At 56.1% G+C, this 25,761-nt stretch carries 22 protein-coding genes; 11 read left to right on the top strand and 11 right to left on the bottom strand.

What is annotated here, in order from left to right; translation table 11 throughout:
- Positions 1 to 26: 26 nt before the first annotated feature.
- Positions 27 to 1,100, top strand: a complete 1,074-nt coding sequence (locus tag WM46_RS10330) for a LacI family DNA-binding transcriptional regulator (RefSeq protein WP_102602195.1) — start codon at positions 27 to 29, stop codon at positions 1,098 to 1,100.
- On the opposite strand, the gene WM46_RS10325 is transcribed toward WM46_RS10330, so the two are convergent.
- The 4 genes from WM46_RS10325 to WM46_RS10310 form a co-directional block, all read right to left on the bottom strand.
- A complete protein-coding gene (locus tag WM46_RS10325; protein ID WP_061076958.1) occupies positions 1,097 to 2,359 on the bottom strand; it encodes a DUF1479 domain-containing protein in 1,263 nt (420 codons plus the stop codon). The genes WM46_RS10330 and WM46_RS10325 overlap by 4 nt on opposite strands.
- 149 nt (positions 2,360 to 2,508) lie before the next feature.
- Positions 2,509 to 3,324 (bottom strand): Cof-type HAD-IIB family hydrolase, encoded by an 816-nt coding sequence (locus WM46_RS10320; RefSeq protein ID WP_102602194.1) that lies wholly within the window; start codon positions 3,322 to 3,324, stop codon positions 2,509 to 2,511.
- Between the two features lie 170 nt (positions 3,325 to 3,494).
- Entirely contained in the window at positions 3,495 to 5,927 is a 2,433-nt protein-coding gene (locus WM46_RS10315; protein ID WP_102602193.1) for a glycyl radical protein, read from the bottom strand.
- A gap of 4 nt (positions 5,928 to 5,931) precedes the next feature.
- Positions 5,932 to 6,831, bottom strand: coding sequence for a glycyl-radical enzyme activating protein (locus WM46_RS10310; protein ID WP_102602192.1), 900 nt, complete (start codon positions 6,829 to 6,831; stop codon positions 5,932 to 5,934).
- A 131-nt stretch (positions 6,832 to 6,962) separates the two neighbouring features.
- Between WM46_RS10310 and fsa the strand changes: the two genes are divergently transcribed.
- Positions 6,963 to 7,625 (top strand): fructose-6-phosphate aldolase, encoded by a 663-nt coding sequence (gene fsa, locus WM46_RS10305; RefSeq protein WP_061076962.1) that lies wholly within the window; start codon positions 6,963 to 6,965, stop codon positions 7,623 to 7,625.
- Positions 7,626 to 7,675: 50 nt separating this feature from the next.
- On the opposite strand, the gene moeB is transcribed toward fsa, so the two are convergent.
- Both moeB and moeA read right to left on the bottom strand, forming a co-directional pair.
- Positions 7,676 to 8,434 (bottom strand): molybdopterin-synthase adenylyltransferase MoeB, encoded by a 759-nt coding sequence (gene moeB, locus WM46_RS10300; protein WP_061076963.1) that lies wholly within the window; start codon positions 8,432 to 8,434, stop codon positions 7,676 to 7,678.
- Positions 8,434 to 9,669 (bottom strand): molybdopterin molybdotransferase MoeA, encoded by a 1,236-nt coding sequence (gene moeA / locus WM46_RS10295; RefSeq protein ID WP_102602191.1) that lies wholly within the window; start codon positions 9,667 to 9,669, stop codon positions 8,434 to 8,436. Before moeA ends, moeB begins: the two co-directional genes overlap by 1 nt.
- A gap of 184 nt (positions 9,670 to 9,853) precedes the next feature.
- Between moeA and iaaA the strand changes: the two genes are divergently transcribed.
- From iaaA to gsiD, 5 genes are read left to right on the top strand one after another with little or no spacing between them, the layout of a single operon-like run.
- The gene (gene iaaA / locus WM46_RS10290; RefSeq protein WP_102602190.1) at positions 9,854 to 10,819 is read left to right on the top strand and encodes a beta-aspartyl-peptidase; all 966 of its coding nucleotides are present in this window, start codon (positions 9,854 to 9,856) and stop codon (positions 10,817 to 10,819) included.
- On the top strand, positions 10,806 to 12,677 hold the full coding sequence (gene gsiA, locus WM46_RS10285; RefSeq protein ID WP_061076966.1) for a glutathione ABC transporter ATP-binding protein GsiA: 1,872 nt from the start codon (positions 10,806 to 10,808) through the stop codon (positions 12,675 to 12,677). Before iaaA ends, gsiA begins: the two co-directional genes overlap by 14 nt.
- A gap of 28 nt (positions 12,678 to 12,705) precedes the next feature.
- Entirely contained in the window at positions 12,706 to 14,244 is a 1,539-nt protein-coding gene (gsiB, locus tag WM46_RS10280; RefSeq protein WP_102602189.1) for a glutathione ABC transporter substrate-binding protein GsiB, read from the top strand.
- A 17-nt stretch (positions 14,245 to 14,261) separates the two neighbouring features.
- Entirely contained in the window at positions 14,262 to 15,182 is a 921-nt protein-coding gene (gsiC, locus tag WM46_RS10275) for a glutathione ABC transporter permease GsiC (RefSeq protein ID WP_044256395.1), read from the top strand.
- A gap of 2 nt (positions 15,183 to 15,184) precedes the next feature.
- Positions 15,185 to 16,096, top strand: a complete 912-nt coding sequence (gsiD, locus tag WM46_RS10270) for a glutathione ABC transporter permease GsiD (RefSeq protein WP_061076968.1) — start codon at positions 15,185 to 15,187, stop codon at positions 16,094 to 16,096.
- Positions 16,097 to 16,182: 86 nt separating this feature from the next.
- Here gsiD and rimO read toward each other — a convergent pair whose 3' ends face one another.
- Positions 16,183 to 17,508: a 30S ribosomal protein S12 methylthiotransferase RimO gene (gene rimO, locus WM46_RS10265; protein WP_102602188.1), complete on the bottom strand. Its 1,326-nt coding sequence runs from the start codon at positions 17,506 to 17,508 to the stop codon at positions 16,183 to 16,185.
- A gap of 230 nt (positions 17,509 to 17,738) precedes the next feature.
- Here rimO and bssR point away from each other — a divergent pair, with 230 nt between their 5' ends.
- Positions 17,739 to 18,122, top strand: coding sequence for a biofilm formation regulator BssR (gene bssR, locus WM46_RS10260; RefSeq protein WP_043001249.1), 384 nt, complete (start codon positions 17,739 to 17,741; stop codon positions 18,120 to 18,122).
- A gap of 106 nt (positions 18,123 to 18,228) precedes the next feature.
- Positions 18,229 to 19,356, top strand: coding sequence for a PQQ-dependent sugar dehydrogenase (locus WM46_RS10255; protein ID WP_102602187.1), 1,128 nt, complete (start codon positions 18,229 to 18,231; stop codon positions 19,354 to 19,356).
- Here the strand turns inward: WM46_RS10255 and WM46_RS10250 are convergent.
- Entirely contained in the window at positions 19,328 to 20,407 is a 1,080-nt protein-coding gene (locus tag WM46_RS10250; protein WP_102602186.1) for a cellulase family glycosylhydrolase, read from the bottom strand. The two genes, WM46_RS10255 and WM46_RS10250, sit on opposite strands and share 29 nt — an antisense overlap.
- Positions 20,408 to 20,634: 227 nt before the next feature.
- On the bottom strand, positions 20,635 to 21,261 hold the full coding sequence (locus WM46_RS10245) for a glutathione S-transferase family protein (protein ID WP_102602185.1): 627 nt from the start codon (positions 21,259 to 21,261) through the stop codon (positions 20,635 to 20,637).
- A 247-nt stretch (positions 21,262 to 21,508) separates the two neighbouring features.
- Here WM46_RS10245 and dacC point away from each other — a divergent pair, with 247 nt between their 5' ends.
- On the top strand, positions 21,509 to 22,711 hold the full coding sequence (gene dacC, locus WM46_RS10240) for a serine-type D-Ala-D-Ala carboxypeptidase (RefSeq protein WP_061078001.1): 1,203 nt from the start codon (positions 21,509 to 21,511) through the stop codon (positions 22,709 to 22,711).
- Positions 22,712 to 22,759: 48 nt separating this feature from the next.
- Here the strand turns inward: dacC and deoR are convergent, their stop codons facing one another.
- Together deoR and ybjG are read right to left on the bottom strand one after the other, a co-directional pair.
- Positions 22,760 to 23,518 (bottom strand): DNA-binding transcriptional repressor DeoR, encoded by a 759-nt coding sequence (gene deoR / locus WM46_RS10235; protein ID WP_061076973.1) that lies wholly within the window; start codon positions 23,516 to 23,518, stop codon positions 22,760 to 22,762.
- Between the two features lie 71 nt (positions 23,519 to 23,589).
- Positions 23,590 to 24,198: an undecaprenyl-diphosphate phosphatase gene (gene ybjG / locus WM46_RS10230; RefSeq protein ID WP_102602184.1), complete on the bottom strand. Its 609-nt coding sequence runs from the start codon at positions 24,196 to 24,198 to the stop codon at positions 23,590 to 23,592.
- Positions 24,199 to 24,493: 295 nt separating this feature from the next.
- Here ybjG and WM46_RS10225 point away from each other — a divergent pair, with 295 nt between their 5' ends.
- Positions 24,494 to 25,735, top strand: a complete 1,242-nt coding sequence (locus WM46_RS10225; RefSeq protein ID WP_102602183.1) for an MFS transporter — start codon at positions 24,494 to 24,496, stop codon at positions 25,733 to 25,735.
- Positions 25,736 to 25,761: the final 26 nt, after the last annotated feature.

Here is a 25,761-nt window from a genome sequence, read left to right as displayed (position 1 = left end):
TCAGGCAAGTGGAGCCAGATCACAAAATGGATAAAAGATTGAAAATCAGGGAAATTGCCGCCCGGACGCAGCTCTCTATCAGCACCGTTTCGCGCGTGCTGGCGGGAAAGTCCAACACCAGCCACAACGCGCGGCGTATCGTGCTGGAATGCGCGCGTGAACTGGGGGTGATGGAGGGAATGGCGGCAGGGCGTCTGCTACTCAATAGCCTGATAATCTTTGCGCCACAGCGGGCATTTGATGAGCGGTCCGACATCTTTTATTACCGTGTGATCCAGAGTGTGAATAAAGGACTGGCCTCGCACGAAGTCCGACTGCGCTACTGCGCCCTTGAGGAACATGACAGTGATGCGCAAGTGTTTCTGGCGCGAATGAACGAACCGGATACGCAAGCCGCTATTTTGCTGGGAATAGACGATCCGCATATCCATGATTTAGTCGTTGATGTAGGAAAACCGTGTCTGTTGATTAACTGTCGCGACCGGTTAATGCGTCTTCCCGTGGTGGCGCCCGATCATCGGTCGATTGGCGAGCGAGCAGCGGGTTATCTGTTTGAAATGGGGCATCGCGAGGTGATGAACGTTCTCTGCCTGCGCCGATACACAATGGAGCTGCGGTTAGCAGGGATCCGCGATGCGTGGCGGTCGCATAACCTGAAGTTTACTGACGACCGCGATCTGCTGGTGGCATCCAGCTTCAGTGCCAGAGAGACAGAGCATCTGGTCAGTGAATGGATCAGTCAGAGAAAGGGGGAGGATTTACCCACTGCGTTTTTAGTCGGGGGGGATTTCATGGCGGCGGGAGTCATCAGCGCACTGCAAAAACAGGCGCTACGCGTACCGCAGGACATCTCGGTGATGAGTATTGATGGTTTCAATCTGGCGTCGATTCAGGATGTCCCCTTAACGGCGGTTCATGTTCCCCGGGATGAGTTGGGGACAGAGGCGGTGTATATGCTCCAACAGCGTCTGGTACGCCCGGAGGCACCAGTCAGTTCGTTATTACTTAATGGCACGCTTGCGGTACGGGAGTCGGTCCGGCGGATACGTCAGGGGAAACGACGCACCGCCGTTGAACAGGAAGGTCTGTATGACCGTTAACGCATTCCCAGCGCACGCTTGCCGTGGATATTTAAATCCGCCAGCGTGAAGCGGCCTTCCCAGTTTGTTTCGTAATCTTCACGCGGGAAATCGCCCGGCGATGCGCCTTTCTCCAGCGCGGCCTTCACGCTGTGCGCATAGGCCAGATTCTTCTCACACAGAGGCGCGGCGGGTATGTACATCACATTTCCCCAGCCCTGCTGATTGTCGACCGGCGCTACGGAGTGAATCACATCGCAATGCCACCAGACGGAGTCGCCTGCTTCCAGTGGCGGAATGCTGGTAAGCGCCTCAATCAACACGGGATGCCATTGTTCGGATATTGGCAGTACCCGCCCTGGCGCCACGCCACACAGTTCATCTTCCGGAACATCATCCAGCAGAGGACGTAACAGCACATAGGCCATGGCTTCCGGAATGGGGACGACATGCAGTAAACCTTGACCGGGCAACATATCCGACAGCGCGGTCCAGCCCTGGAAGGTGCGGAACACTGAGCATTTGGTGGTGTTGTCCACCGTATACTCTTCCACTTCAGTACGATGGGCGGCATGCCACGGATCGTATTCCGTAAGCTTGCCGTTAAACACATTCGCGAAGACGCGCTGATAGGCCGGCAGCAGCCAGCGTTCCAGCGCGCCGGAATCGGTGTGCGCGCCCAGCCCTTTTGACGTGGTTCCCGGTGGACGGCGGCGGATCCTGTCTGGGTAGATCACGCTGACATCCGGGTTAAACCACTGCTTGCCCTCGCTTTCAAAGGTCCACAGACGGTTGAGGAACGACTGTACGTTCGCCATCTCTTCACTCTGTCGGGCCTGCATTTGCGCCTGCGACCAGTAGATCGGATAGATTTCCGGGCGCGAAGCGGTGAGGGTGCCAAAGAAGTTATCGCCTGGGCCTTTGTACACCTCGTCAAAGTGGTTGTTGTCCAGATAGTCCAGCATCGACTGATCCCAGGCCAGCGCCTGCTCACGCGGGAAGTGACCTTTGATGACCGCACAGCCGCGACGTTTGATCTGTTCGCGCTGCTGCGCCGTGACGGTGCCGGCGTTGATATCGGCATACGACAGCTCAGGCCAAACCGGGGCGCCCTGGGCTTTAAGCGCATTGATTTCCGCCACGCGGGTGGCAATGGTATCGCTAATCTGGCTGAAGATCTGTTGGACGTCGCCGAGCTGCGCCCGCAGTTCCTGCTTCATCTGACGGATCGCCGCTTTATGATCGACCGGTAATGTGTCACTTGTGAAGGTAAAAGCCATAATCACCTCGCATAACTTTCATTCGAAACTAATATAACTTACAGGTGATAATATAAGTTATAAAAAAGTTAATGCAAGTTTAAAGTTTTGAGTTGATGAACAGGAGGGAAAGAAAATGAAACCGGAACAGGGTGCCCCGGTTATTGCAGTCACATGTTGAAGGGGGCGGTGTTATCCAGCACGGACTGAATCACGTTCAGTGCGCCCTGATGATTGTTGTCATCCGTCTGATAGCGGGAGAGTGCCTTGATGCTGTCGGTGGCATTCGCCATGGCGAAAGAGTAGTGTGCCATTTTCAGCATTTCTGCATCATTGCCGCTGTCGCCAATGGCGACCACTTCCTTCGGTGAGAGGTTCCAGCGTTTTAGTAACCGGCTGATGCCATTGGCTTTATGGAGTCCGGGAATGATCAGGTCGATAAAGCCGAAACCGCTGGTTACGGGTTTCATAATGCCGTCCAGCGCCGTGTGCAGGTGGTCGATAACCAACGGGATCTGCTGGTCTGGCAGATTCAGCGAGAACTTAAACAGCACGTCGTTGATGTCATGGTAGTCCTTCACCGGCTTCAGGCGGTGGTAGTGCTTCGACATCAGCGCGACAAAGGGTTCCGGCGCGTTTTCACTGACGTAAGCGCTTTGCAGACCGCAGGCCACAAAGTTGAGTTGTTTATCTTTAAGCAATTCGCCCATCACAACCTGAGATTCGTGGCGCGTGAGTTCGCCATGAAAAAGCTGTTTGCCATGCTCAAACACCAGCGCGCCGTTTTCGGCAACGAAGGAGATCTCGTCTTTGAGTTCGGGGAAGAAAGAGATGAGCTGAAAATACTGATTGCCGCTGGCGACGACGAATTCAATGTTGCGTTTTTTTAGCTCGTGGTACTGCGCCATAAATCGTGCGTGATCGTACTTTTTGGCGTCATTGAGAAAAGTTCCGTCCATATCGGTGACGATAACTTTAACGGTCATACAAAGCTCCTGGCTCAAAACTGCGACCAGAAACATTTTAATAACAATGTGACCTAAAGCACAAATTTAATTTCGAATGAAAGTCAGAAAGCCGGGTGGCGGCTTCGCCTTACCCGGCCTACGGGGGAGACAATGTAGGCCCGGTAAGCGTAGCGCCACCGGGCGTTTTTTTACAACATATGTTCAGTACGGGCGATAATATCGTCCTGCGCGTCCGGTGAAAGCGCGGTGAAGAAGGCGGAATAACCGGCCACACGGACCACCAGATCACGGTACTGATCCGGGTGTTTTTTCGCCTCCAGCAGGGTTTCGCGCGACACGATGTTGTACTGAATGTGCCAGCCTTTGTGCTCTTCAAAGAAGGTGCGCAGCAGGATCATCAGTTTCTGCTTGTCGGATTCATTTTCCAGCGTCGCCGGGTTCAACTTCTGGTTCAACAACACGCCGCCCAGAATCGAACCGGTAGGCAGTTTGCCGACTGAGCCAATCACCGCCGTTGGACCCAGATGGTCGGTGCCGGACGCCGGGCTTGCCCCTTCAGCCAGCGGGGTATGCGCTTTACGGCCATCTGGTGTCGCCATGGTTGCTGCGCCAAACGGCACGTTTGCCGAGATAGACGAGGTGCCCGCGTAGTAATTACCGCCGACCGGGCCGCGTCCGTAACGCGGGTTATGGTACTGTTTCAGTTCATCAATATAGGTCTGGTACGCGCGAGCCAGCAGGGTGTCGACCGTGTCATCATCGTTGCCATACTTCGGCGCACCGTTGATTAAACGCTGACGCAACTGCTCGTGGGTCAGACCGTCAAAATCATCGGCCAGCGCCGCCGCCAGCTGTTGCTGACCGATTGTCCCCTGTTCAAAGACCAGTTTTTTCACTGCGGCCAGGCTGTTGCCGAGGTTGGCGATACCGACCTGCAAACCGGATACCCAGTCATACTTCGCCCCACCTTGCTTAATGCTCTTCGCCCGCTCGATGCAGTCGTCTACCAGTGCCGAGCAGAGAATATCGTGCACGTTCTCTTCCAGCATGGTGTCGACCACATATTCAATCTCAATCGATTTGCGCGTGTAGTAGCGGATCTGGGTATCCCATGCCGCCATTACCTCGTCGAAATTGTCGAAGTTACCGACGGAAAGCGCTTTTTCCTGCGGCAGGAAGACTTTTCCACTGGTGGCGTCACGACCGCCTTCCAGCGCGGCCAGCATTACGCGGGCAAAGTTGATAAAGCTCATGCCGGTGCAACGGTAGCCCCACTTGCCGCCGACGGCGGTTTCGATGCAGCCAATCGCCGCGTAATCGTAGGCGTCCTGCGGCTCAATACCGAGTTTGATGAATTCCGGGATCACAATTTCGTCGTTGTTAAATGCCGGCATGCCAAAGCCACAGCGGATCACCTGTACGCAGGCATCAAGGAAGTCGTTGCTCATCCCGGCGTGATAACGCACGCTGAGGTTAGGCTGGGTGGAACGCAGACGACCGCAGGATTCAAGGATCGCGTAAGAAAGCGGATTGACCGCATCCATCGGCTGACCGTTGACCAGGTTTTGTCCGCCAATGGTGACGTTCTGATACAACGGGCTGCCTGCGGAAGCTTTAGAGTGCGAGCCGGAGCGGATTTTGTTCACTTCCAGCAGTTTCAGCCAGCAGCTGTGCAGCAGCTCAATGGCGTGTTCGCGGTCCAGCGACAGGTTCAGCTCCACGTCACGGCGGTAGTACGGATAAAGATACTGATCCATGCGTCCGAACGACACCGAGTGACCATTGGACTCAATTTGCAGAATCAACTGGATGAAATAGCACAGTTGCAGTGCCTGCCAGAAAGTCTGCGGCGGCTGGTGGGCAATCAGATCGCAGTTTTCCGCTATCGCCAGCAGCTCGTTACGACGGCTGATGCGCGTCTCTTCACTTGCCATTTTACGTGCCAGTTCGGCAAAGCGGGCGATGTGGTCACTGACGGCAACCAGCACGATATCAATGGCTTTCAGGAACTGCTCGCCATGCAGATCCTCGAGAACGGTCAGGTTAATACGAGAACGGCGCTCCGCGACTTTTTCCCGCAGGCCGTCAATGCCTTTTTCCAGCAGCAGCGGGAAGTTCACCGCCAGGTGTGCGTCACCGGAGGTCATGTTGCCTTCAGCTTTGATAATGCCGGTTTCCAGCAACCCTTTTTGCTCATCGGTAAACATGCCGTAGCAGCGATCCTGAACGGTCTGACCGCGCCACCACGGGCACACGGCATGCAGTACGCGCTTGTTCTCTTCACTGACCGCAAAGCCTGCCCCTGGTCTGTCCGCCAGATCGTCGATCTCTTTTTCAATCCACGAGACGGTGTATTCCGGGAAGATCGGCGCGGCGCGGACTTCACTTGCCTGGTTACCGATGATCAGCTCGTCGTGTTTGATCCAGATGGTTCGTTGTGCCAGATGATGTGCCAGCGCCAGCGCGCGGCGTACCGGAATCGGCTTGTCCAGGTGCTGCTGGTACATTTCAGTGTAATGCTGCGCGCGTTCGGTACAGACCGGTGGTTTGATGATGTGCACCAGCGCGGTTTTGTGCGCTTTGATGCGGTCACTGAGCGTATCCAGTTTCAGTTGGGTCATGGGATTATCCTCGTAAAGTCGCGGTCAAACCTTTCGTGCAGGCGTACTGCTGCGCAAAGGCGAGCAGATCGGGTGCATCCAGCGGCTTATCCGGCGCGTGGTAGGGTTGGCTGAGTAAGTGATATTTGTTGATGCCCAGCGTGTGGTAGGGCAAAAAGTGGATCTCGCTGACGTGTAGTTCGTCGGCGGCAAAATCGGTAATCGCTTTAATGGCCTCTTCATCAGCGTTAAACCCCTGAATCAGCGGAACGCGGATGATCATTTTTTTCCCGGCGGCGGCGAGTTTTTTCAGGTTCTCCAGTACGCGTGATGCGCTGCCATCCGTCCATTGCATAAACGGCGCGTCGGCGACGTGTTTCAAATCCGCCAGGAACAGATCGATCCAGGGCAGTGAAGGTTCTATGTATTTCCACGGCACATGCAGACAGGTTTCAACCGCGGTATGAATGCCCGCCTCGTGGCTGGCTTTAAACAGCGCCGCGGCCAGCTCCGGCTGCATAAACGGTTCGCCGCCGGAAAGCGTAATGCCGCCGCCGCTACGGTTATAAAAAGGTTTATCGCGCAGAACGGTGGCCATTATCTCATCTACGCTTTTGACGTCGCCGCAAACGGTCAGCGCCTGAGTGGGGCAACAATCGGTCAGGCGGGTAAGATGCGCGTCAGTGAGTTTTTCGCGATGGATAAGGAGGCCATTCAGCGCGCGTTCGATGACGCCCGGGGCCGCCTGGACGCAAAGCTCGCAGCCTTCGAGGCACAGACGTGCATCAAACAGCAGATCCTGCGTGCGCGCCCGGCTTTCCGGATTCTGACACCAGCGACAGCCCAGAGAGCATCCTTTAAGGAACACCACGGTGCGGATACCGGGGCCATCGTGTGTGGAATAGCGCTGAATATTGAAAATCATAAACGGCCTCACATGTTTCGTATAAAGATTAAATAACTTTCGAATGAAAGTTATGTTGACGTGCGTCAACTAACAGAAAGGTTTTGCCGTGGTATCTTTCATTTATGCTAACGAGTCGTTGAGGAATGATTATGGAACTCTATCTGGATACGTCCGACGTTGACGCGGTGAAAGCGTTGGCGCGAATTTTCCCGCTGGCGGGCGTGACCACTAACCCCAGCATTGTGGCTGCGGGTAAAAAAACGCTGGACGTTTTACTGCCACAATTACATGAAGCGATGGGGGGTCAGGGGCGGCTGTTTGCCCAGGTGATGGCAACAACGGCGGAAGGAATGGTGATTGATGCGCGCAAACTGCGTGGGATCATTCCTGACATCGTGGTGAAAGTGCCGGTCACGGCGGAAGGGCTGGCGGCGATCAAACTGCTGAAAGAGGAAGGCATCCCGACGCTGGGAACGGCGGTGTACGGTGCGGCGCAGGGGCTGCTGTCGGCGCTGGCGGGGGCGGAGTATGTTGCGCCTTACGTGAACCGCGTAGACGCGCAGGGCGGCGACGGCATTCAGACCGTCACCGATTTACAGAAGTTACTGAAGATGCATGCGCCGCATGCCAAAGTGCTGGCCGCCAGCTTCAAGACTCCGCGTCAGGCGCTGGATTGTCTGCTGGCGGGGTGTGAATCCATCACCTTACCGCTGGACGTCGCCGGGCAGTTGATTAGCTCTCCGGCTGTGGAGGCGGCGGTGGCGAAGTTTGAACACGACTGGCAGAGTGCCTTTGGGCGAACCTCTATCTGATCGGTTCCAGGCCGGATAAGGCAATGCCGCCATCCGGTCTGGAAACCTGGTTAAGCTGATGCTGTTCCGCACACCTCGCAGCCCGGATTACGCATCAGCTTCATTTCGCGAAACTGGCAGGTCATGGCATCGTACATGACGATTTTCCCTGATGCAGGCTGACCATACTGCGCCAGCAGCTTTATCGCCTCCATTGCCTGGAGCGATCCAATCACCCCAATCAGCGGTGCCATCACTCCGGCCTCCACGCAGGTCAACGCATTGTCACCAAACAGACGGCTCAGACAGCGATAGCAGGGCTCGCCTTCTTGGTAGGTAAAGACGGTTACCTGGCCTTCCATGCGGATCGCCGCACCAGAAATCAACGGGACTTTTGCCGCATAACAACCCGCATTGAGCTGGTTACGAATCGCGACGTTATCGGTGCAGTCCAGCACCAGATCGTGTTCGGCGATGCGTGCCCGAAGGGCGGTCTCGTCCAGCAGAGCATTAATCGGGGTGATAGCCACGTGCGGATTAATACGGTTTAGCGCGGCATGCGCCGACTCCACTTTCGGCTGGTCGAGGGTTGCATCGCTGTGCAGCGTCTGGCGCTGGAGATTCGACAGCGATACGGTGTCGAAATCGAGCAGCGTCAGGTGGCCGACGCCGGCGCTCGCCAGATACTGCGAGGACGCACAGCCCAACCCTCCGAGGCCCACAACCAGTACCCTGGCTTCCTTCAGCGCTTCCTGTCCGTCAAAGTCAAAGCCGCGCAGAATGATTTGCCGGTTGTAGCGCAGCATCTCCTGATCGCTGAGTTCTGCCATCACAGGCCTCCGAACAGCGCATTGAAGGGCTCGACTTCCACCCATTCACCGGCCTCGACGTTACCGCGATCGCGCTCCAGCACAATGAAACAGTTGCCCTGACAGAAGGAACTGAAAACATGTGAACCCTGATGCCCCGTGCTGCTGACTTCCAGTTCGCCGTCGGCGGTGCGCTGTAGTACACCACGCTGGAAATCGAGGCGTCCCGGCGTTTTCTTCAGTCGTGAGGTGGTACGGACGCGCTGGCGCGCTGGCAACCCGCTGGCCGTATTGCCGCTCAGTTTCGCCAGCAGAGGTTGAACCAATTGGTAGAAGGTGAGCGCCGCTGACACCGGATTACCCGGCAGCCCGCAGAACCAACTGTTGCTCAGTTTGCCGAAGGCGAACGGTTTGCCCGGCTTGATTGCCAGTTTCCAGAAGGCGATTTCGCCCAGCTCTTCAAGAATGGTTTTGGTGTAATCCGCTTCACCGACGGACACGCCGCCGGAGCTAATCACCACATCCGCCTGACTGTCAGCTTCGATAAACGCCGTGCGCAGGGCATGCGGATCGTCGCGGATGATGCCTAAATTGATCACGTCGCAACCCAACTGTTGCAGCATCAGGTGTACGGTCAGGCGGTTGGTATCATAAATCTGACCTTCGCCGAGCGGTTGACCGGGCAGTTGCAGTTCATCGCCCGTCGAGAACAGCGCGACGCGCACTTTACGCACAACCTGGACGTCGGCAATGCCGAGCGATGCCAGTACCGGCAGTTCGCCCGTGGTCAGACGCGTGCCGGCAGGGAAAACCACCGCATTGTGGGTGATATCTTCGCCGCGATGGCGGATATTTTGCCCGGCGCGGACGTCGGCGGTAAAACGTACGCCATTGTCAGTCTGTTCCGTCTGTTCTTGCATCACCACCGCGTCACATCCCGGCGGTACCGGCGCACCGGTCATAATGCGAATGCAGCTCCCCGCAGGCCATTCTCCCTGGAACGGCTGACCGGCGAATGCTTTACCGGCGACCGGCAGCGGATGTCCGCTGGCGAGATCGGCCAGTCGTACCGCGTAACCGTCCATCGCCGAGTTATCGAAACCCGGTACGTCCAACGGCGAAACCACGTCGGTCGCCAGAATACGGCCAAAGCACTGCACCAGCGGCAGCGTCTCGACGGCGGTGAGCGGGGTAACACGCGACAACATTTCGGTAAGCGCCGTTTCCAGCGGCATCAGTCCGGCGGTAAATTCCATGAAAACACTCCTGCGGGGCAAAATCGAATCCGTCTATTATGTCAGAAAATGCGAGGGGACTGTATGCCACCTCGGACTTAGGAAGGATGTGAATGCTTTACATGCTAATCGCATCTTTCTATAGTCAAAAATCGAATCAATAACTCTACAGAATTCTGATATTTGTAGAAGACGGGCGACAAACATGGGCAAAGCAGTCATTGCAATTCACGGCGGCGCAGGGGCGATTACCCGCGCGCAGATGAGCCAGGAGCAGGAATTACGCTATATCCAGGCGCTTTCCGACATTGTCGACGTCGGGCAAAAGATGCTGGAAGCGGGAGAAAGCGCGCTGGATGTGGTCACTGAAGCCGTGCGACTGCTTGAAGAGTGTCCGCTGTTTAATGCCGGGATCGGCGCGGTGTATACCCGTGACGAGACCCATGAACTGGATGCCTGCGTCATGGATGGCAATACCCTGAAAGCCGGAGCGGTGGCGGGCGTCAGCCATCTGCGTAACCCGATCCTCGCCGCCCGACTGGTGATGGAGCGCAGCCCACATGTCATGATGATCGGCGCGGGCGCTGAAAAATTTGCGGCCGGGGTGGGGATGGCGCTGGTGTCTGCGGATCTCTTTTCAACGCCTGAACGTTATGAACAACTGCTGGCTGCGCGCTCAAGCGGGGAAACCGTGCTGGATCACAGCGGCGCACCGCTCGATGAAGGCAAAAAAATGGGCACCGTGGGCGCGGTCGCACTGGATGTGCATGGCAATCTGGCGGCGGCGACGTCGACCGGAGGCATGACCAACAAATTACCGGGCCGCGTCGGCGACAGCCCGCTCGTTGGCGCGGGTTGTTATGCCAATAATGCCAGTGTGGCGGTCTCCTGCACCGGTACCGGCGAAGTGTTTATTCGCGCGCTGGCGGCTTACGATATTGCCGCGTTGATGGATTACGGCGGCCTGAGCTTATCGGAGGCCTGCGAACGAGTCGTGATGGAGAAGTTACCGGCGCTGGGCGGGAGCGGCGGGCTGATCGCCATCGATCATGAGGGGAATGTGGCCTTGCCGTTTAATTGCGAAGGCATGTATCGCGCCTGGGGCTATGCTGGGGATACACCAACGACCGGGATTTACCGGGAAAAAGGGGACACCGTTGCCACACAGTGATGCGCTTGACGCCAGCGACGTGCTGGCCGTCAGCAATCTGAATATCGCTTTTCAACAGGACCAGCAGCGCACTGAGGCGGTGCGGGACCTGTCATTTCGTCTCAAGCGTGGCGAGACGCTGGCAATTGTCGGTGAATCCGGTTCAGGCAAATCGGTCACCGCGCTATCGCTGATGCGACTGATTGAACAGTCTGGCGGCGAGGTGCAGTGCGAGCAGATGCTGCTGCGTCGTCGGAACCGCGAGGTGATTGAGCTGGGCGAACAGAGTACGTCGCAGCTTCAGCGGGTCCGGGGCGCCGATATCGCCATGATCTTTCAGGAGCCGATGACGTCGCTCAATCCGGTGTTTACCGTGGGTGAGCAGATAGCCGAGTCCATTCGCCTGCATCAGGGGGCGGGGCGTGAAGAGGCGATGGCGGAGGCTAAGCGGATGCTCGATCAGGTTCGTATTCCGGAGGCGAAAGCGATCCTATCTCGCTATCCCCATCAGCTTTCCGGCGGCATGCGCCAGCGTGTGATGATTGCGATGGCGCTCTCGTGTCGCCCGGCGGTGCTGATTGCCGATGAACCGACAACCGCGCTGGACGTCACGATTCAGGCGCAAATCCTGCAGCTGATTAAAGTTCTGCAACAAGAGATGTCGATGGGGGTGATTTTCATCACTCACGATATGGGCGTGGTCGCGGATGTCGCCGATCGTGTGCTGGTGATGTATCAGGGTGAAGGGGTAGAGACCGGCACTGTGGAACAGATCTTCCGCTCGCCGCAGCATCCTTACACGCAGTCATTATTAGCGGCGGTGCCGCAACTTGGGGCAATGAAAGGCCTCCCTTATCCGCGCCGCTTCCCGTTGATCTCTCTGAGCGAGCCAGAAAAGCGTGAGCGGCCTGTCGATCAAAATACGGTGGTCGAGGGAGAGCCCATTTTGCAGGTACGCAATCTGGTCACTCGTTTCCCGTTACGTAGCGGTATCCTTAATCGGGTGACCCGCGAAGTACATGCGGTGGAAAATGTCAGCTTTGATCTCTGGCCTGGTGAGACGCTGTCGCTGGTCGGCGAGTCGGGCTGCGGCAAATCCACCACCGGACGCGCGCTACTGCGCCTGGTGGAATCGCAGTCCGGCGAGATTATTTTCAACGGTCAGCGAATCGATACGTTGTCCGACAGTCAATTGCAGCCATTGCGCCGCGATATTCAGTTTATTTTTCAGGATCCGTACGCCTCGCTCGACCCACGACAAACCGTGGGGTATTCCATCATGGAGCCGCTGCGCGTCCACGGGTTGTTGCAGGGTAAGGCGGCGGCCGATCGCGTGGCGTGGCTGCTGGAGCGTGTCGGGTTGAAACCTGAACATGCGTGGCGTTACCCGCATGAGTTTTCCGGCGGACAGCGCCAGCGGATCTGTATTGCCCGCGCGCTGGCGCTCAATCCAAAAGTGATTATTGCCGATGAGTCGGTCTCCGCGCTGGATGTGTCGATTCGCGGGCAAATTATCAACCTGCTGCTCGACTTGCAGCGGGAACTGGGGATCGCCTGGCTGTTCATCTCGCATGATATGGCCGTCGTTGAACGGATCAGCCACCGCGTTGCGGTGATGCACATGGGGCAGATTGTTGAGATCGGCCCACGCGCCGCGCTGTTTGAAGATCCTCAGCATCCGTATACCCGTAAGCTCATGGCGGCGGTTCCGGTTGCCGATCCCGGACATCACCGGCCGCAGCGGGTGCTGCTGTCGGACGATCTGCCCAGCAACATTTACCGGCGCGGCGAAGCGCCAGCACCTGTTTCATTGCAGTTAGTCGGGCCCGGGCATTATGTCGCGCGTCCACAACAAGAAAATGCGCTATTGCGTTTATAACAATCAGGCAGGGTTCAGGAGAAAAAAGATGACAAAATTGCTCGCCCGACATTGGCTGCTGGCATTAGGCGCGACGACCGCGCTGGCGGCGTCCCCGGCGTTTGCCGCGAAAGATGTAGTGGTTGCGGTGGGGTCCAACTTCACCACGCTCGATCCGTATGATGCGAATGACACCTTATCGCAGCAGGTGGCAAAGTCGTTTTATCAGGGGCTGTTTGGCCTTGATAAAGAGATGAAGCTGAAGAACGTGCTGGCAGAGAGCTACACCGTCTCTGACGACGGCCTGGTATATACCCTTAAACTGCGTCAGGGGGTGAAATTCCAGGACGGTACCGACTTTAACGCCGAAGCGGTGAAAATAAACCTCGATCGCGCCAGCGATCCCGCCAATAGCCTCAAGCGTTATAACCTGTATAAAAACATCGCCAAAACAGAGGCCGTCGATCCCGCGACGGTAAAAATCACCCTGAAGCAGCCGTTCTCCGCGTTTATTAATATCCTGGCGCACCCGGCAACGGCGATGATCTCACCGGCCGCGCTGGCGAAATACGGCAAAGAGATTGGCTTCCATCCGGTCGGTACTGGTCCATACGCGCTGGACACCTGGAATCAAACCGATTTTGTGAAGGTGAAGAAATTTGCCGGCTACTGGCAGCCGGGATTACCGAAGCTGGACAGCATCACCTGGCATCCGGTCACCGATAACAATACCCGTGCGGCGATGCTGCAAACCGGGGAAGCACAGTTTGCCTTCCCGATCCCCTACGAGCAGGCGGCGCTGTTAGAGAAAAACAAAAATCTGCAACTGGTCGCCAGTCCGTCGATCATGCAGCGTTACATCAGCATGAACGTGACGCAAAAGCCGTTCGACAACCCGAAAGTCCGCGAGGCGTTAAACTACGCCATCAACCGTCAGGCGCTGGTGAAAGTGGCGTTTGCCGGCTACGCGACCCCGGCTACCGGCGTGGTGCCGCCGTCGATTGCTTATGCGCAAAGCTACACGGCCTGGCCTTACGATCCGGCAAAAGCACGTGAGCTGCTGAAAGAAGCGGGTTATCCGAACGGTTTTAGCACCACGCTGTGGTCATCGCACAATCACAGTACCGCCCAGAAAGTGTTGCAGTTTACCCAACAGCAGCTGGCGCAGGTGGGGGTGAAAGTGCAGGTGACGGCGATGGATGCCGGTCAGCGCGCGTCGGAAGTGGAGGGCAAAGGGCAGAAAGAGAGCGGTGTCAGGATGTTCTACACCGGCTGGTCGGCGTCGACCGGTGAAGCCGACTGGGCGCTGTCGCCGCTGTTTGCCTCGCAAAACTGGCCGCCAACGCTGTTTAACACGGCGTTCTACAGCAATCCGCAGGTGGATACCGACCTGGCCGACGCGCTGAAAACGACCGATCCGCAAGAGAAAGCGCGGTTGTACAAAGAGGCGCAGGATGTCGTCTGGAAAGAGTCGCCATGGATCCCGCTGGTGGTGGAAAAACTGGTCTCGGCGCACAGTAACAAACTGACTGGTTTCTGGATCATGCCAGATACGGGGTTCAGCTTTGATGATGCAGATTTGAAATAAGCCACAGCGGAAATCGGATGCTTAACTATATCCTCAAACGCCTGCTGGGGTTGATTCCGACCCTGTTCATTGTTGCGGTGTTGGTGTTTTTATTTGTTCACCTGTTGCCCGGTGACCCGGCGCGGCTGATTGCCGGGCCGGAAGCCGACTCGCAGGTGATTGAACTGGTTCGTCAACAGCTCGGTCTCGACAGGCCGCTGCACGTCCAGTTCTGGCATTACATGACTAACGTGTTGCAGGGCGATTTTGGCCTCTCGATGGTTTCCCGTCGGCCGGTCTCGGAAGAGATCGCCAGCCGGTTTATGCCGACATTGTGGCTGACGTTGACCAGTATGATCTGGGCCGTTCTGTTCGGTATGGCGGCGGGGATTGTCGCGGCGGTATGGCGTAATCGCTGGCCGGATCGCCTCAGCATGACGCTGGCCGTTACCGGGATCTCCTTTCCGGCGTTCGCGCTGGGGATGCTGTTAATGCAGGTGTTCTCCGTGGAGTTAGGCTGGTTGCCGACCGTCGGGGCCGATAGCTGGCAGCACTACATTCTGCCGTCTGTCACCCTTGGCGCGGCGGTGGCCTCGGTGATGGCGCGCTTTACCCGCGCCTCGTTTGTCGATGTGCTCAGTGAAGATTACATGCGCACCGCCAGGGCGAAAGGGGTCAGTGAAACGTGGGTGGTGCTCAAGCACGGACTACGCAATGCGATGATCCCTGTCGTCACCATGATGGGGTTACAGTTCGGCTTTTTGCTCGGCGGGTCTATCGTGGTCGAAAAGGTCTTCAACTGGCCCGGTCTTGGTCGTCTGCTGGTGGACTCCGTGGAGATGCGTGATTATCCGGTGATTCAGGCGGAAGTCCTGCTGTTCTCACTGGAATTCATTCTTATCAACTTAGTGGTGGATGTGCTGTATGCCGCCATTAACCCGGCTATCAGGTACAAGTAAGGATGCGATTACTTAACTGGCGCCGTCAGGCGATTTTAAATGCCATGCCGAGAGTGAAACCCGAACGGGTGCGCACGCCGTGGCACGAGTTCTGGCGACGTTTTCGTCGTCAGCATGTGGCGTTGATTGCTGGCCTGTTTGTGCTGCTGCTGATCCTGGTGGCGATCTTCGCTCGCTGGCTGACGCCATTCGATGCGGAAAACTATTTCGATTATGACAGGTTGAATGATGGGCCGTCGATGATGCACTGGTTCGGCGTGGATTCGCTGGGCAGAGACATCTTCAGCCGTGTGCTGGTTGGCGCGCAAATCTCGCTGGCGGCAGGGGTATTTGCGGTATTGATTGGCGCGGCGATTGGCACCGTACTGGGGCTACTGGCGGGCTACTATGAAGGCTGGTGGGATCGGTTAATCATGCGCATCTGCGACGTGCTGTTTGCGTTTCCGGGGATCCTGCTGGCGATTGCCGTGGTGGCGGTGTTGGGCAGCGGCATTGCGAACGTCATTATCGCCGTGGCGATCTTCTCCATCCCGGCGTTCGCCCGCCTGGTGCGTGGTAATACGCTGGTGCTGAAACAGCAGACGTTTATCGAGTCGGCGCGCAGCATTGGCGCCAGCGATGCGACCATTATTTTCAGCCATATCTTGCCAGGGACCGTCTCGTCGATTGTGGTCTTTTTTACCATGCGTATTGGCACGTCGATTATCTCTGCGGCAAGTCTGTCTTTTCTGGGACTGGGCGCACAGCCGCCGACGCCGGAGTGGGGCGCGATGCTGAATGAAGCGCGGGCGGATATGGTGATTGCGCCGCATGTGGCGCTGTTCCCGGCGGTGGCGATTTTCCTGACGGTACTGGCGTTTAATCTGTTAGGCGATGGCCTGCGCGACGCGCTGGACCCGAAGATAAAAGGGTGAGCCGTAAGCCTGATAAGACGCGTTAGCGTCGCCATCAGGCATTGCCGGATAGGGCAAAGGCCTTATCCGGTCTACGTCATTGAGCGTTAAACCCGCGTGCCCCACAGATCGTATTCGTCGGCGTTTTCCACCTTCACGCGGATCACGTCGCCCGGCTTCACGTTAGTTTCGCCGTTCAGATAGACTGCGCCATCGATTTCCGGGGCGTCGGCCATGCTGCGACCAATCGCGCCTTCTTCGTCGACTTCATCGACGATCACCAGAATTTCGCGACCGACTTTCTCCTGCAGACGTTTTGCGGAGATCTGCTGTTGCAGTTGCATAAAGCGATTCCAGCGCTCTTCTTTCACGTCTTCCGGTACCTGATCCGGCAGCTCATTGGCGCCAGCGCCGTCTACCGGGCTGTATTTGAAGCAGCCTACGCGGTCGAGTCGCGCTTCTGTCAGGAAGTCGAGCAGCATCTGGAAATCGTCTTCCGTTTCACCCGGGAAACCAACAATAAACGTTGAGCGCAGGGTCAGCTCCGGACAGATTTCGCGCCATTGCTTGATGCGCGCCAACTGGCGGTCAACCGAGCCAGGGCGCTTCATCAGCTTCAGAATGCGTGGGCTGGCGTGCTGAAGCGGGATATCCAGGTACGGCAGGATTTTACCTTCCGCCATCAGCGGGATGACGTCGTCAACATGCGGATACGGGTAAACGTAGTGCAGACGCGTCCAGATCCCCAGCTTAGACAACTGTTCACACAGGCTGACCATGCTGGTTTTCACCGGTTCACCGTTATAGAACCCGGTACGATGCTTCACATCCACGCCGTAGGCGGAGGTGTCCTGAGAAATCACGAGGATCTCTTTCACTCCGGCATCGACCAGACGCTTTGCTTCGCTCAGCACATCGCCAACTGGACGGCTAACCAGATCGCCGCGCATGGACGGGATGATGCAGAAGGTGCAGCGATGGTTGCAGCCTTCAGAAATTTTCAGGTAGGCGTAATGACGCGGGGTCAGCTTCACGCCCTGTTCCGGCACCAGGCTCAGGAACGGATTGTGCTTCGGTTTCGGCACGTAGTGGTGAACATGTTCCAGAACCTGTTCATAGCTATGTGGCCCGGTGATTTCCAGCACTTTCGGATGGACTTCACGGATCTGATCTTCTTTCGCGCCCAGACAGCCGGTGACGATCACCTTGCCGTTTTCGTTCAGCGCTTCGCCAATGGCTTCCAGTGATTCCTGTACTGCGCTGTCGATAAAACCGCAGGTATTGACGATCACCATATCGGCGTCGTCGTAACTCGGAACGACATCGTAGCCTTCGGTACGCAGTTCAGTCAGGATTCGTTCCGAATCGACGAGGTTTTTCGGACAGCCGAGGGAAACGAAGCCGATTTTCGGCTGGTGGGTTACTTTGCTCATAGCTTAAAAATTGTTCAGTTATTGGAATGTTCAGGGCAGGGATTCTACAGAGTTCCGCACAAAAATTGTATTGCTATCTCACCCGATAAGCGCGGGAAAGTCCGCATCGGCTTATAGCGACTTTGTAAATTATGTTAATGCTGGGTGAATTATTGATCTCAGGCATCACATTGTACAAAAAATAGACATACTATTACGTTGCACCATGGCTGGAAGAGGAGGAACGAAGTATGTTCGTTGACAGACTGAGAACCGATCTGCTGAATAAGCTCATCAACGCCAGGATCGACCTCGCTGCGTATCTGCAGCTAAGGATGGCGAAAGGATACATGTCAGTCAGCGAGAATGATCATCTACGTGAGAACTTTTTCGAACTGAACCGAGAGCTGCACGATAAATCGTTGCGCTTGAATCTGCATCTCGATCAGGAAGAATGGGATGCCTTGCACCATGCCGAAGGTGCACTCGCCGCTGCGGCGGTGTGCCTGATGAGCGGACACCACGATTGTCCGAACTTTATTGCCGTCAATGCAGAAAAACTCAATACCTGCCTGACAACCTTAACCCTGAGCATTCAGAGTCTGCAGGCTCATTCAACGCTTGAAGATGCCTGATTTAAGGGGGGAGGCGACTCCCCCTTTCATCGTTAAGTTTTTGTAAAAATGCCTCCCTGACGTTTCTCGCTGACTACGCTTTAACCAGAGTCAACAAGGAGGCGTTATGCGTCGTTCGCTTATCCCATTAATGACATTGCTCATTTTCCCCTGGTTTAGTCAGGCAGAAACGCCTGCGGTCAATGTTGAGGTACTGCAAACCAAACTCGATCATCCGTGGGCGCTGGCGTTTCTGCCGGGCGACAACGGCATGCTGATCACCCTGAGGGGCGGTCAGCTGCGTCACTGGCAGGCCGATAAAGGGCTTTCTGATCCGATCCCTGGCGTGCCAACGGTGTGGGCGAGCGGGCAGGGCGGTCTGCTGGACGTGGCGCTGGCGCCAGACTTTAGCCAGTCGCGGCGCGTCTGGCTCAGTTTTGCGCAGGCCGATGCGCAGGGAAATGCGGGAACCGCGGTGGGTTATGGTCGACTCAGCGACGATCTTTCGCGGCTGGAAAACTTCCAGACGGTCTTCCGGCAGATGCCAAAACTCTCAACCGGCAATCATTTTGGCGGACGACTGGTGTTTGACGGCAACGGGTATTTGTTCATTGGGCTGGGGGAAAACAACCAACGGCCAACTGCACAGGATCTCGACAAACTGCAGGGTAAAGTGGTGCGTCTGACCGATCAGGGAAAAATCCCTCCGGACAATCCGTTTGTTAATCAGCCTGGCGCGCGCCCGGAAATCTGGTCTTATGGGATCCGCAATCCGCAGGGGATGGCGATGAATCCATGGAGCGATACGCTGTGGCTCAATGAGCACGGGCCACGCGGTGGAGATGAGATCAATATCCCCGAAAAAGGGAAAAATTATGGCTGGCCGCTGGCGACCTGGGGCATCAACTACAGCGGATTTAAGATCCCGGAAGCGCAGGGTGAAAAGGTGGCGGGCACCGAACAGCCCATTTTCTACTGGCAGAAATCGCCTGCCGTCAGTGGGATGGCATTTTATGACCACGATACTTTCCCTCAGTGGCGGCAGAAACTGTTTATTGGCGCACTGAAAGACCAGAATGTGATTGTGATGAACGTGAATGGCAATACGGTAACTGAAGAGGGGCGCATTCTGGGTGAGCGAAAACAGCGGATCCGCGACGTACGCGTCGGGCCCGACGGTTATCTGTATGTCTTAACCGACGAGTCCGACGGCGAGCTGCTTAAAGTCAGCCCCCGTTCTGCCGGGAATCCGTAAGTCGTTTCACCAGTTGCATTTCCTCCTCGCACCAGGGGGATCCGTCAGGCTTCAGTACGTCATGAAACCACAGCGACTGCGGGGCCGGGTGAGATTTATTGACGCCGGGCCACGGGATCCAGGTCTGCGTTTTCCCCTGCACCAGCCCCCAGTGATAGCAACCGGTGTTAAAAGTGCTAAAAAGCGGAAGCTGCTCGCTGAACACGCAGTGGGTATGGCGAGAAAGCCATTCGCTACACAAGACCGGGCGGCCATAAAGAGAAAGGGCATGCAGGATGTCTGACTGCCTGGCCGCAGGAACATAGGCGTGATAGCTGATGATATCCGAGAGTTCCAGCGCTGCGACGTCAATGGGATGCTTAAACGTGCCCCGGCGCTCGTTATCCACATGCCAGGCGCCGATGGTTAACGGCTGCAGTGGATCAACGCTGCGCGCCCAGCGAAAAACGGCATGTACCAGCCGCAGGGCATACTCTTCCAGCGCCACATCCGCTTCGGCGTACTCTTGCGGGGAGAGGAAAATTCCCCGGTTGCCCGGTTCATTGTACAAATCCCAAATTGTAATGCGCGTGTCCCTGGCGAAGTGAGTGAGGATATCGCGAACGTACGCTTCGACCTGCGGCCACTGGTTGGGATCCATCACGATGGCTCTGCCTGGACTGGCAGCGGCCTGGCTGTTATGTACCCCGGGCGTGGGGGCTTTCTGCGGACCGAACCACGGTTCATCACCGGAAAAGCCGCAATCATCCATCAGCGTCAGCATCACCTGAATCCGGTGACGTGCGGCGACCGCCAAAAACGCGTCAATCCGCGCCAGTAATCCCTCCCGGTCGTGTTGCCAGACGATAAACGGCAGGTTGGTCCGCAGAGCGTTATAGCCGTAGCTTTCCGCCCAGGCGAGCTCCTGTTCGATGACCGGTAAGTCGAAGGTGTCGGCTTGCCACATCTCGTTCCAGTTGACAGCGGTTCGTGGCAGATAATTGAATCCACACGCCCATCCATGATGTTCATACCAGGACTGCGCCCGGGTGGTGCTCCATTGTTGCGGCATCGTTGGTCTCCATGCAGATCGTTTGCTTGCTAATGTTTATTAGCTTCGGCCTCGCGGCAACGGCCATCGCGACTTTCTGCAAAGCGCATCACGAATTCAGTTTCGTATTTTGAGAGAGTATGCGGGAGATATAATACTTTGAAATACAAAGATAAATGGTATGGATATGGGTGATGGGTTATTAGTGAATAACAGACGCACGGCAACAGGCCGCACGTCTGAACGGCTTAGCTGACCGGGATCATGACCGTTTTACGAAACGCCGGGCGCTCGCTGAGTTGCTGGTACCAGCGCTCAAGATGCGGACGCGGTGTCCACGTCAGTCCCACGTTGAACAGGTTGTAGACAAACGGCGCGATGGCGATATCACCGGTGCCAAATTCTTTGCCCGAGAACCAGGGTTGGTCGGCCAGCGCCGCATCGAGGATCGCAAACAGCTCGTCGCAGCGTTTCGCCCCCGCATCAATGGCGGCGTGATCGCGCTGTTCCGGCGGTGTTCTCACTAAACCAAAAAGCACCACACGGTGTGCCGGGCTCAAGGTCTGATTCGCCCAGTCCATCCATTTTTCGCCTTCTGCCCGACGCGCCGGGGCCTCAACCCACAGACGTTTTTGTCCGTACTGCGCGGCCAGGTAACGCACGATGGCGTTGGATTCCCACAGCAGCAGGTCGCTTTCATCATCACGCAGCAAAGGCACCAGACCGTTCGGGTTCATCGCCAGATAATCGGCATCATGGTTCAGGCCAAACTGTCCTCCCGCCAGGATATGATTAAACGGTAATTCCAGTTCTTCGAGCGTCCACAACACTTTTTTGACGTTGGTTGAGTTATTCCGGCCCCACAGCGTAATCATAATTACCCCTCAAAAAATGGACAGCCTCAGGGCTGCGTTCACTCCACATGGTGAGATAAACCCAACATTTACGCAACAGCCAACAAAAAATTCCTCTCTGTGGCGGCATAGCGGGGGGTTATTGCATAAACTTTAAAAACTTTACCAACTTACGGTTCCCTTACGCTTCTTAGTGCGTTATTACTCACCGCACTTATTATACGGTGGTATGACGTATATTTTTTGAATGGATACTCGGGTGGCATTTATGACGCAATACGTTTCTTCCCTTCGTAATTTTGCAGCGGGTTCAGCACTTCTCTTTCTCTTTGCGCCGACGGTGATGGCGGCGGAACAGACCATTGACGCGCCGAGCGTCGATGCGCGCGCGTGGATTTTAATGGATTACGCCAGCGGTAAGGTGCTGGCAGAAGGCAATGCCGATGAGAAACTGGATCCTGCCAGTCTGACGAAAATCATGACCAGCTATGTGGTGGGGCAGGCACTTAAGGCGGGAAAAATTAAACTGACCGACATGGTGACGATAGGCAAAGACGCCTGGGCGACCGGTAACCCGGCGCTGCGCGGCTCCTCGGTCATGTTCCTGAAGCCCGGCGATCAGGTGGCGGTTTCTGATCTCAATAAAGGGGTGATTATTCAGTCCGGCAACGACGCCTGTATCGCGCTTGCAGACTACGTCGCTGGGAGTCAGGAGTCATTTATCGGTCTGATGAATGGCTATGCGAAAAAGCTTGGTTTGACGAACACCACTTTCCAGACGGTTCACGGTCTGGATGCGCCGGGCCAGTTCAGCACCGCGCGCGACATGGCGCTGCTGGGTAAAGCACTGATCCACGATGTGCCGGAAGAGTATGCGATCCATAAAGAGAAAGAGTTCACTTTTAACAAGATTCGCCAGCCCAACCGTAACCGTCTGCTCTGGAGTTCCAGCCTGAACGTTGACGGCATGAAAACAGGCACCACGGCGGGAGCCGGATACAATCTGGTCGCGTCGGCCACCCAGGGCGATATGCGTCTGATTTCGGTGGTATTAGGCACCAAAACTGACCGTATCCGCTTTAATGAATCAGAAAAACTGTTGACCTGGGGTTTCCGCTTCTTTGAGACCGTAACGCCAATCAAACCGGATGCCACCTTCGTGACCCAGCGCGTCTGGTTTGGTGACAAGAGTGAGGTGAATCTGGGGGCAGGCGAAGCCGGTTCCGTGACCATTCCACGTGGTCAACTGAAAAACCTGAAAGCCAGCTTTACGCTGACTGAACCGCAGCTCACCGCGCCGCTGAAAAAAGGCCAGGTGGTCGGGACGATTGACTTCCAGTTGAACGGCAAGTCGATTGAACAGCGTCCGCTGATCGTGATGGAAGCGGTAGAAGAGGGCGGGTTCTTTGGCCGGATGTGGGATTTCGTGCTGATGAAATTCCATCAGTGGTTCGGTAGCTGGTTCTCTTAAGCCCTGATAATTGCCGGACAGCGCTGGCGCCTGTCCGGCAAATTGCCATTAGTACATCAGCTTAATTCGCTGTGCTTTGGCGAAGCTGACAAACTCATCGTCAGGGCAGCAGTCGCTGACTACGACGTCAAAGTGTTTTAAATCCCCCATCCGCGCCGGACGGACCTTGCCAAATTTGCTGTGATCGACCACCAGCACGTGATGTTGCGCCATCGACATTGCCCAATGTTTTACCGGCAATTCTTCCAGATTAAAACAGGTCGCCCCTTTGCTGATATGAACGCCGGCAGCGGAATAAAAGGCGATATCCGGACAGATATTGTTCAGGGTTTCCTGAGCATCAAGCGGTTTGAAAATCGCATTGCTGGCGTGAAATTCGCCGCCGGAGAGGATCGCCCGACACAGCGGTTTTTCCTGCAACGCCAGAAACGTATTCAGGGAATAGCAGACGGCGGTAAACGGAATATCATTATCGATCGCTTCGATGATCCACGGCGTCGTCGTGCCACAGTCAAAAAACAGCGTCTGATGCGGCTGTACCAGGCTTGCCGCCAGTTGCGCCGCGCGACGTTTTTCTTCCACCAGGCGGGATTTTTGATCGCTGAGCAGATAGTGGCTGGCGCTGCGGGGTTCCAGCACAATATAGCCGCCTAACAGCACCACCGGCGCGCTGTTGTTATTCAGGTCGCGGCGAATGGTCATTTCAGAGACGCCCAGCAGGGTCGCGGCTTCCTTAAGATGGAGTTTATCGCTGCGTTTCAGTGCCTGCAGCAATTGACCAATACGCTCTTCGCGACGTGTTTCCATAATTCCCCTGGATGAATAATTAAGCGCTCTGTCTCTTTCAGAGCGCTTAATATTACTCTTTTTTCCTTCGTCTAGTCACGTACCCAGCCTTTACGAATCGGCAGGGCGAAGCAGATGCGATAACAATGTTGCAGGCCACGATAGAGGGCCGGACCGAATTTTTGCCAGATCATCTGCGCGCTCAGGCAGCCGATCATCCCTGCCAGCAGTCCGCCGAGCATGTCGAGCGGCCAGTGCACGCCAAGATAGACGCGGGACCAGGCGATGGTTACGGCCAACACCATCAACAGAACGCCGGACCAGAGACGATGCCAGAACAAAAACGCCAGTGCGAAGGTAAATATCACCGTGCCGTGATCGCTGGGGAACGAGTCATCTGCCGCATGCTGGAGATAATTGTAGCCAATGTGATCGGCAAACGGACGATCGTGTGGGAACAGGTGTCCCATGAGCCAGGACACCAGCAGGCTAACGACCAGCGCTATCGCCATTTTGACGATCAACTGCCGCTGCGCGCAAACCTGTTCACGCGGCCCCCACAGCCAGAGAACAACGGCTAACAGCGGGACGATATTGATCAGATCTCTGGCGATAAAAATGGCGAGGGAAATCATCCACGATGCCGAGTCCGGCGTGGCATTGATGAAGTAGAACAGCGAATAGTTAATATTTTCCAGCATAGCAGTCAGACTCAGTTCGTTTAATGAAAATCCAGGCAGGCCGAGAATAAAAGTGTCCGTCCACGGGGTAAAGAGGGATTGTCTTATTTACCTGTAAAATGAAGGTGTTTCAGACATCGCTCGTGATTTTTCATTCAGCATAACCGCGTCAACTTAGATTAACCTTAAACCCAGGGGCGGATTTTCATGAGTGGGTAAAAATGTGCGCATTTTGCTTTTACCACGCATAATTCACTATCTCAGGCGAGGCGCTTTCATTACACTTTGCGCGATTTTTTATTGTCGAAGAGATTGCATGCAAAACCGTTTACAACAAGGTGCCCGTCTTGGACGTCAGGCGCTGCTTTTCCCTCTCTGTCTGGTGCTCTACGAATTCTCTACCTACATTGGTAACGATATGATCCAACCCGGCATGCTGGCGGTGGTGGAACAATATCAGGCGGGGATCGACTGGGTACCGACTTCCATGACCGCCTATCTGGCCGGCGGTATGTTTTTGCAATGGCTGTTAGGGCCGCTGTCGGATCGCATTGGCCGTCGTCCGGTGATGCTAGCGGGCGTGGTGTGGTTTATTGTCACCTGCCTGGCGACGCTACTGGCGCAAAGCATTGAACAATTTACACTGCTGCGTTTTTTGCAGGGCATCAGCCTGTGCTTTATTGGCGCGGTGGGTTATGCGGCGATCCAGGAGTCCTTTGAAGAGGCGGTGTGTATTAAAATCACCGCCCTGATGGCGAACGTCGCGTTGATAGCGCCACTGCTGGGACCGCTGGTGGGCGCGGCCTGGGTGCATGTCCTGCCGTGGGAAGGCATGTTTGTGCTGTTCGCTGCACTGGCGGCGATCGCGTTCTTTGGTCTGCAGCGGGCGATGCCGGAGACCGCCACGCGGATCGGCGAGCCGCTATCCCTGAAGGCGCTGGGTAGTGATTACAGATTGGTGCTGAAAAATGGGCGTTTTGTCGCTGGCGCGCTGGCGCTGGGATTCGTCAGCCTGCCGCTGCTGGCCTGGATTGCCCAGTCACCGATAATCATTATTAGCGGCGAGCAGCTCAGTAGCTACGAGTATGGCCTGCTGCAGGTGCCGATTTTTGGCGCGCTGATCGCCGGGAACCTGGTGCTGGCGCGCCTGACCGCTCGGCGTACGGTGCGTTCGCTCATCATCATGGGCGGCTGGCCGATTGTGCTGGGGCTGATGATCGCCGCAGCGGCAACGGTGGTCGCATCCCATGCGTATCTGTGGATGACGGCGGGGCTGAGCGTTTACGCGTTCGGCATCGGCGTGGCCAACGCTGGGCTGGTGCGCCTCACGCTGTTCGCCAGCGACATGAGTAAAGGCACGGTCTCTGCGGCGATGGGAATGTTGCAAATGCTGATCTTTACCGTCGGGATTGAACTGAGCAAGTACGCCTACTTAGGCGGAGGGAACGGCCTGTTCAGCCTGTTCAGCCTGTTTAACCTGGCAAACGGCATTCTGTGGCTGTTGCTGATGTTTATCTTCCTGAAAGATAAACAGGTCGGGAATACGCGGGAAGGGTAATCGCGACATTGTTGGCCCGCTAAGCG

This window comes from Citrobacter freundii complex sp. CFNIH2 (assembly GCF_002880615.1).
Classification (GTDB): domain Bacteria; phylum Pseudomonadota; class Gammaproteobacteria; order Enterobacterales; family Enterobacteriaceae; genus Citrobacter_A; species Citrobacter_A amalonaticus_F.
The sequence above is the reverse complement of the archived record's forward strand: the minus strand, read 5'-3'. Positions and strand labels throughout refer to the sequence as shown.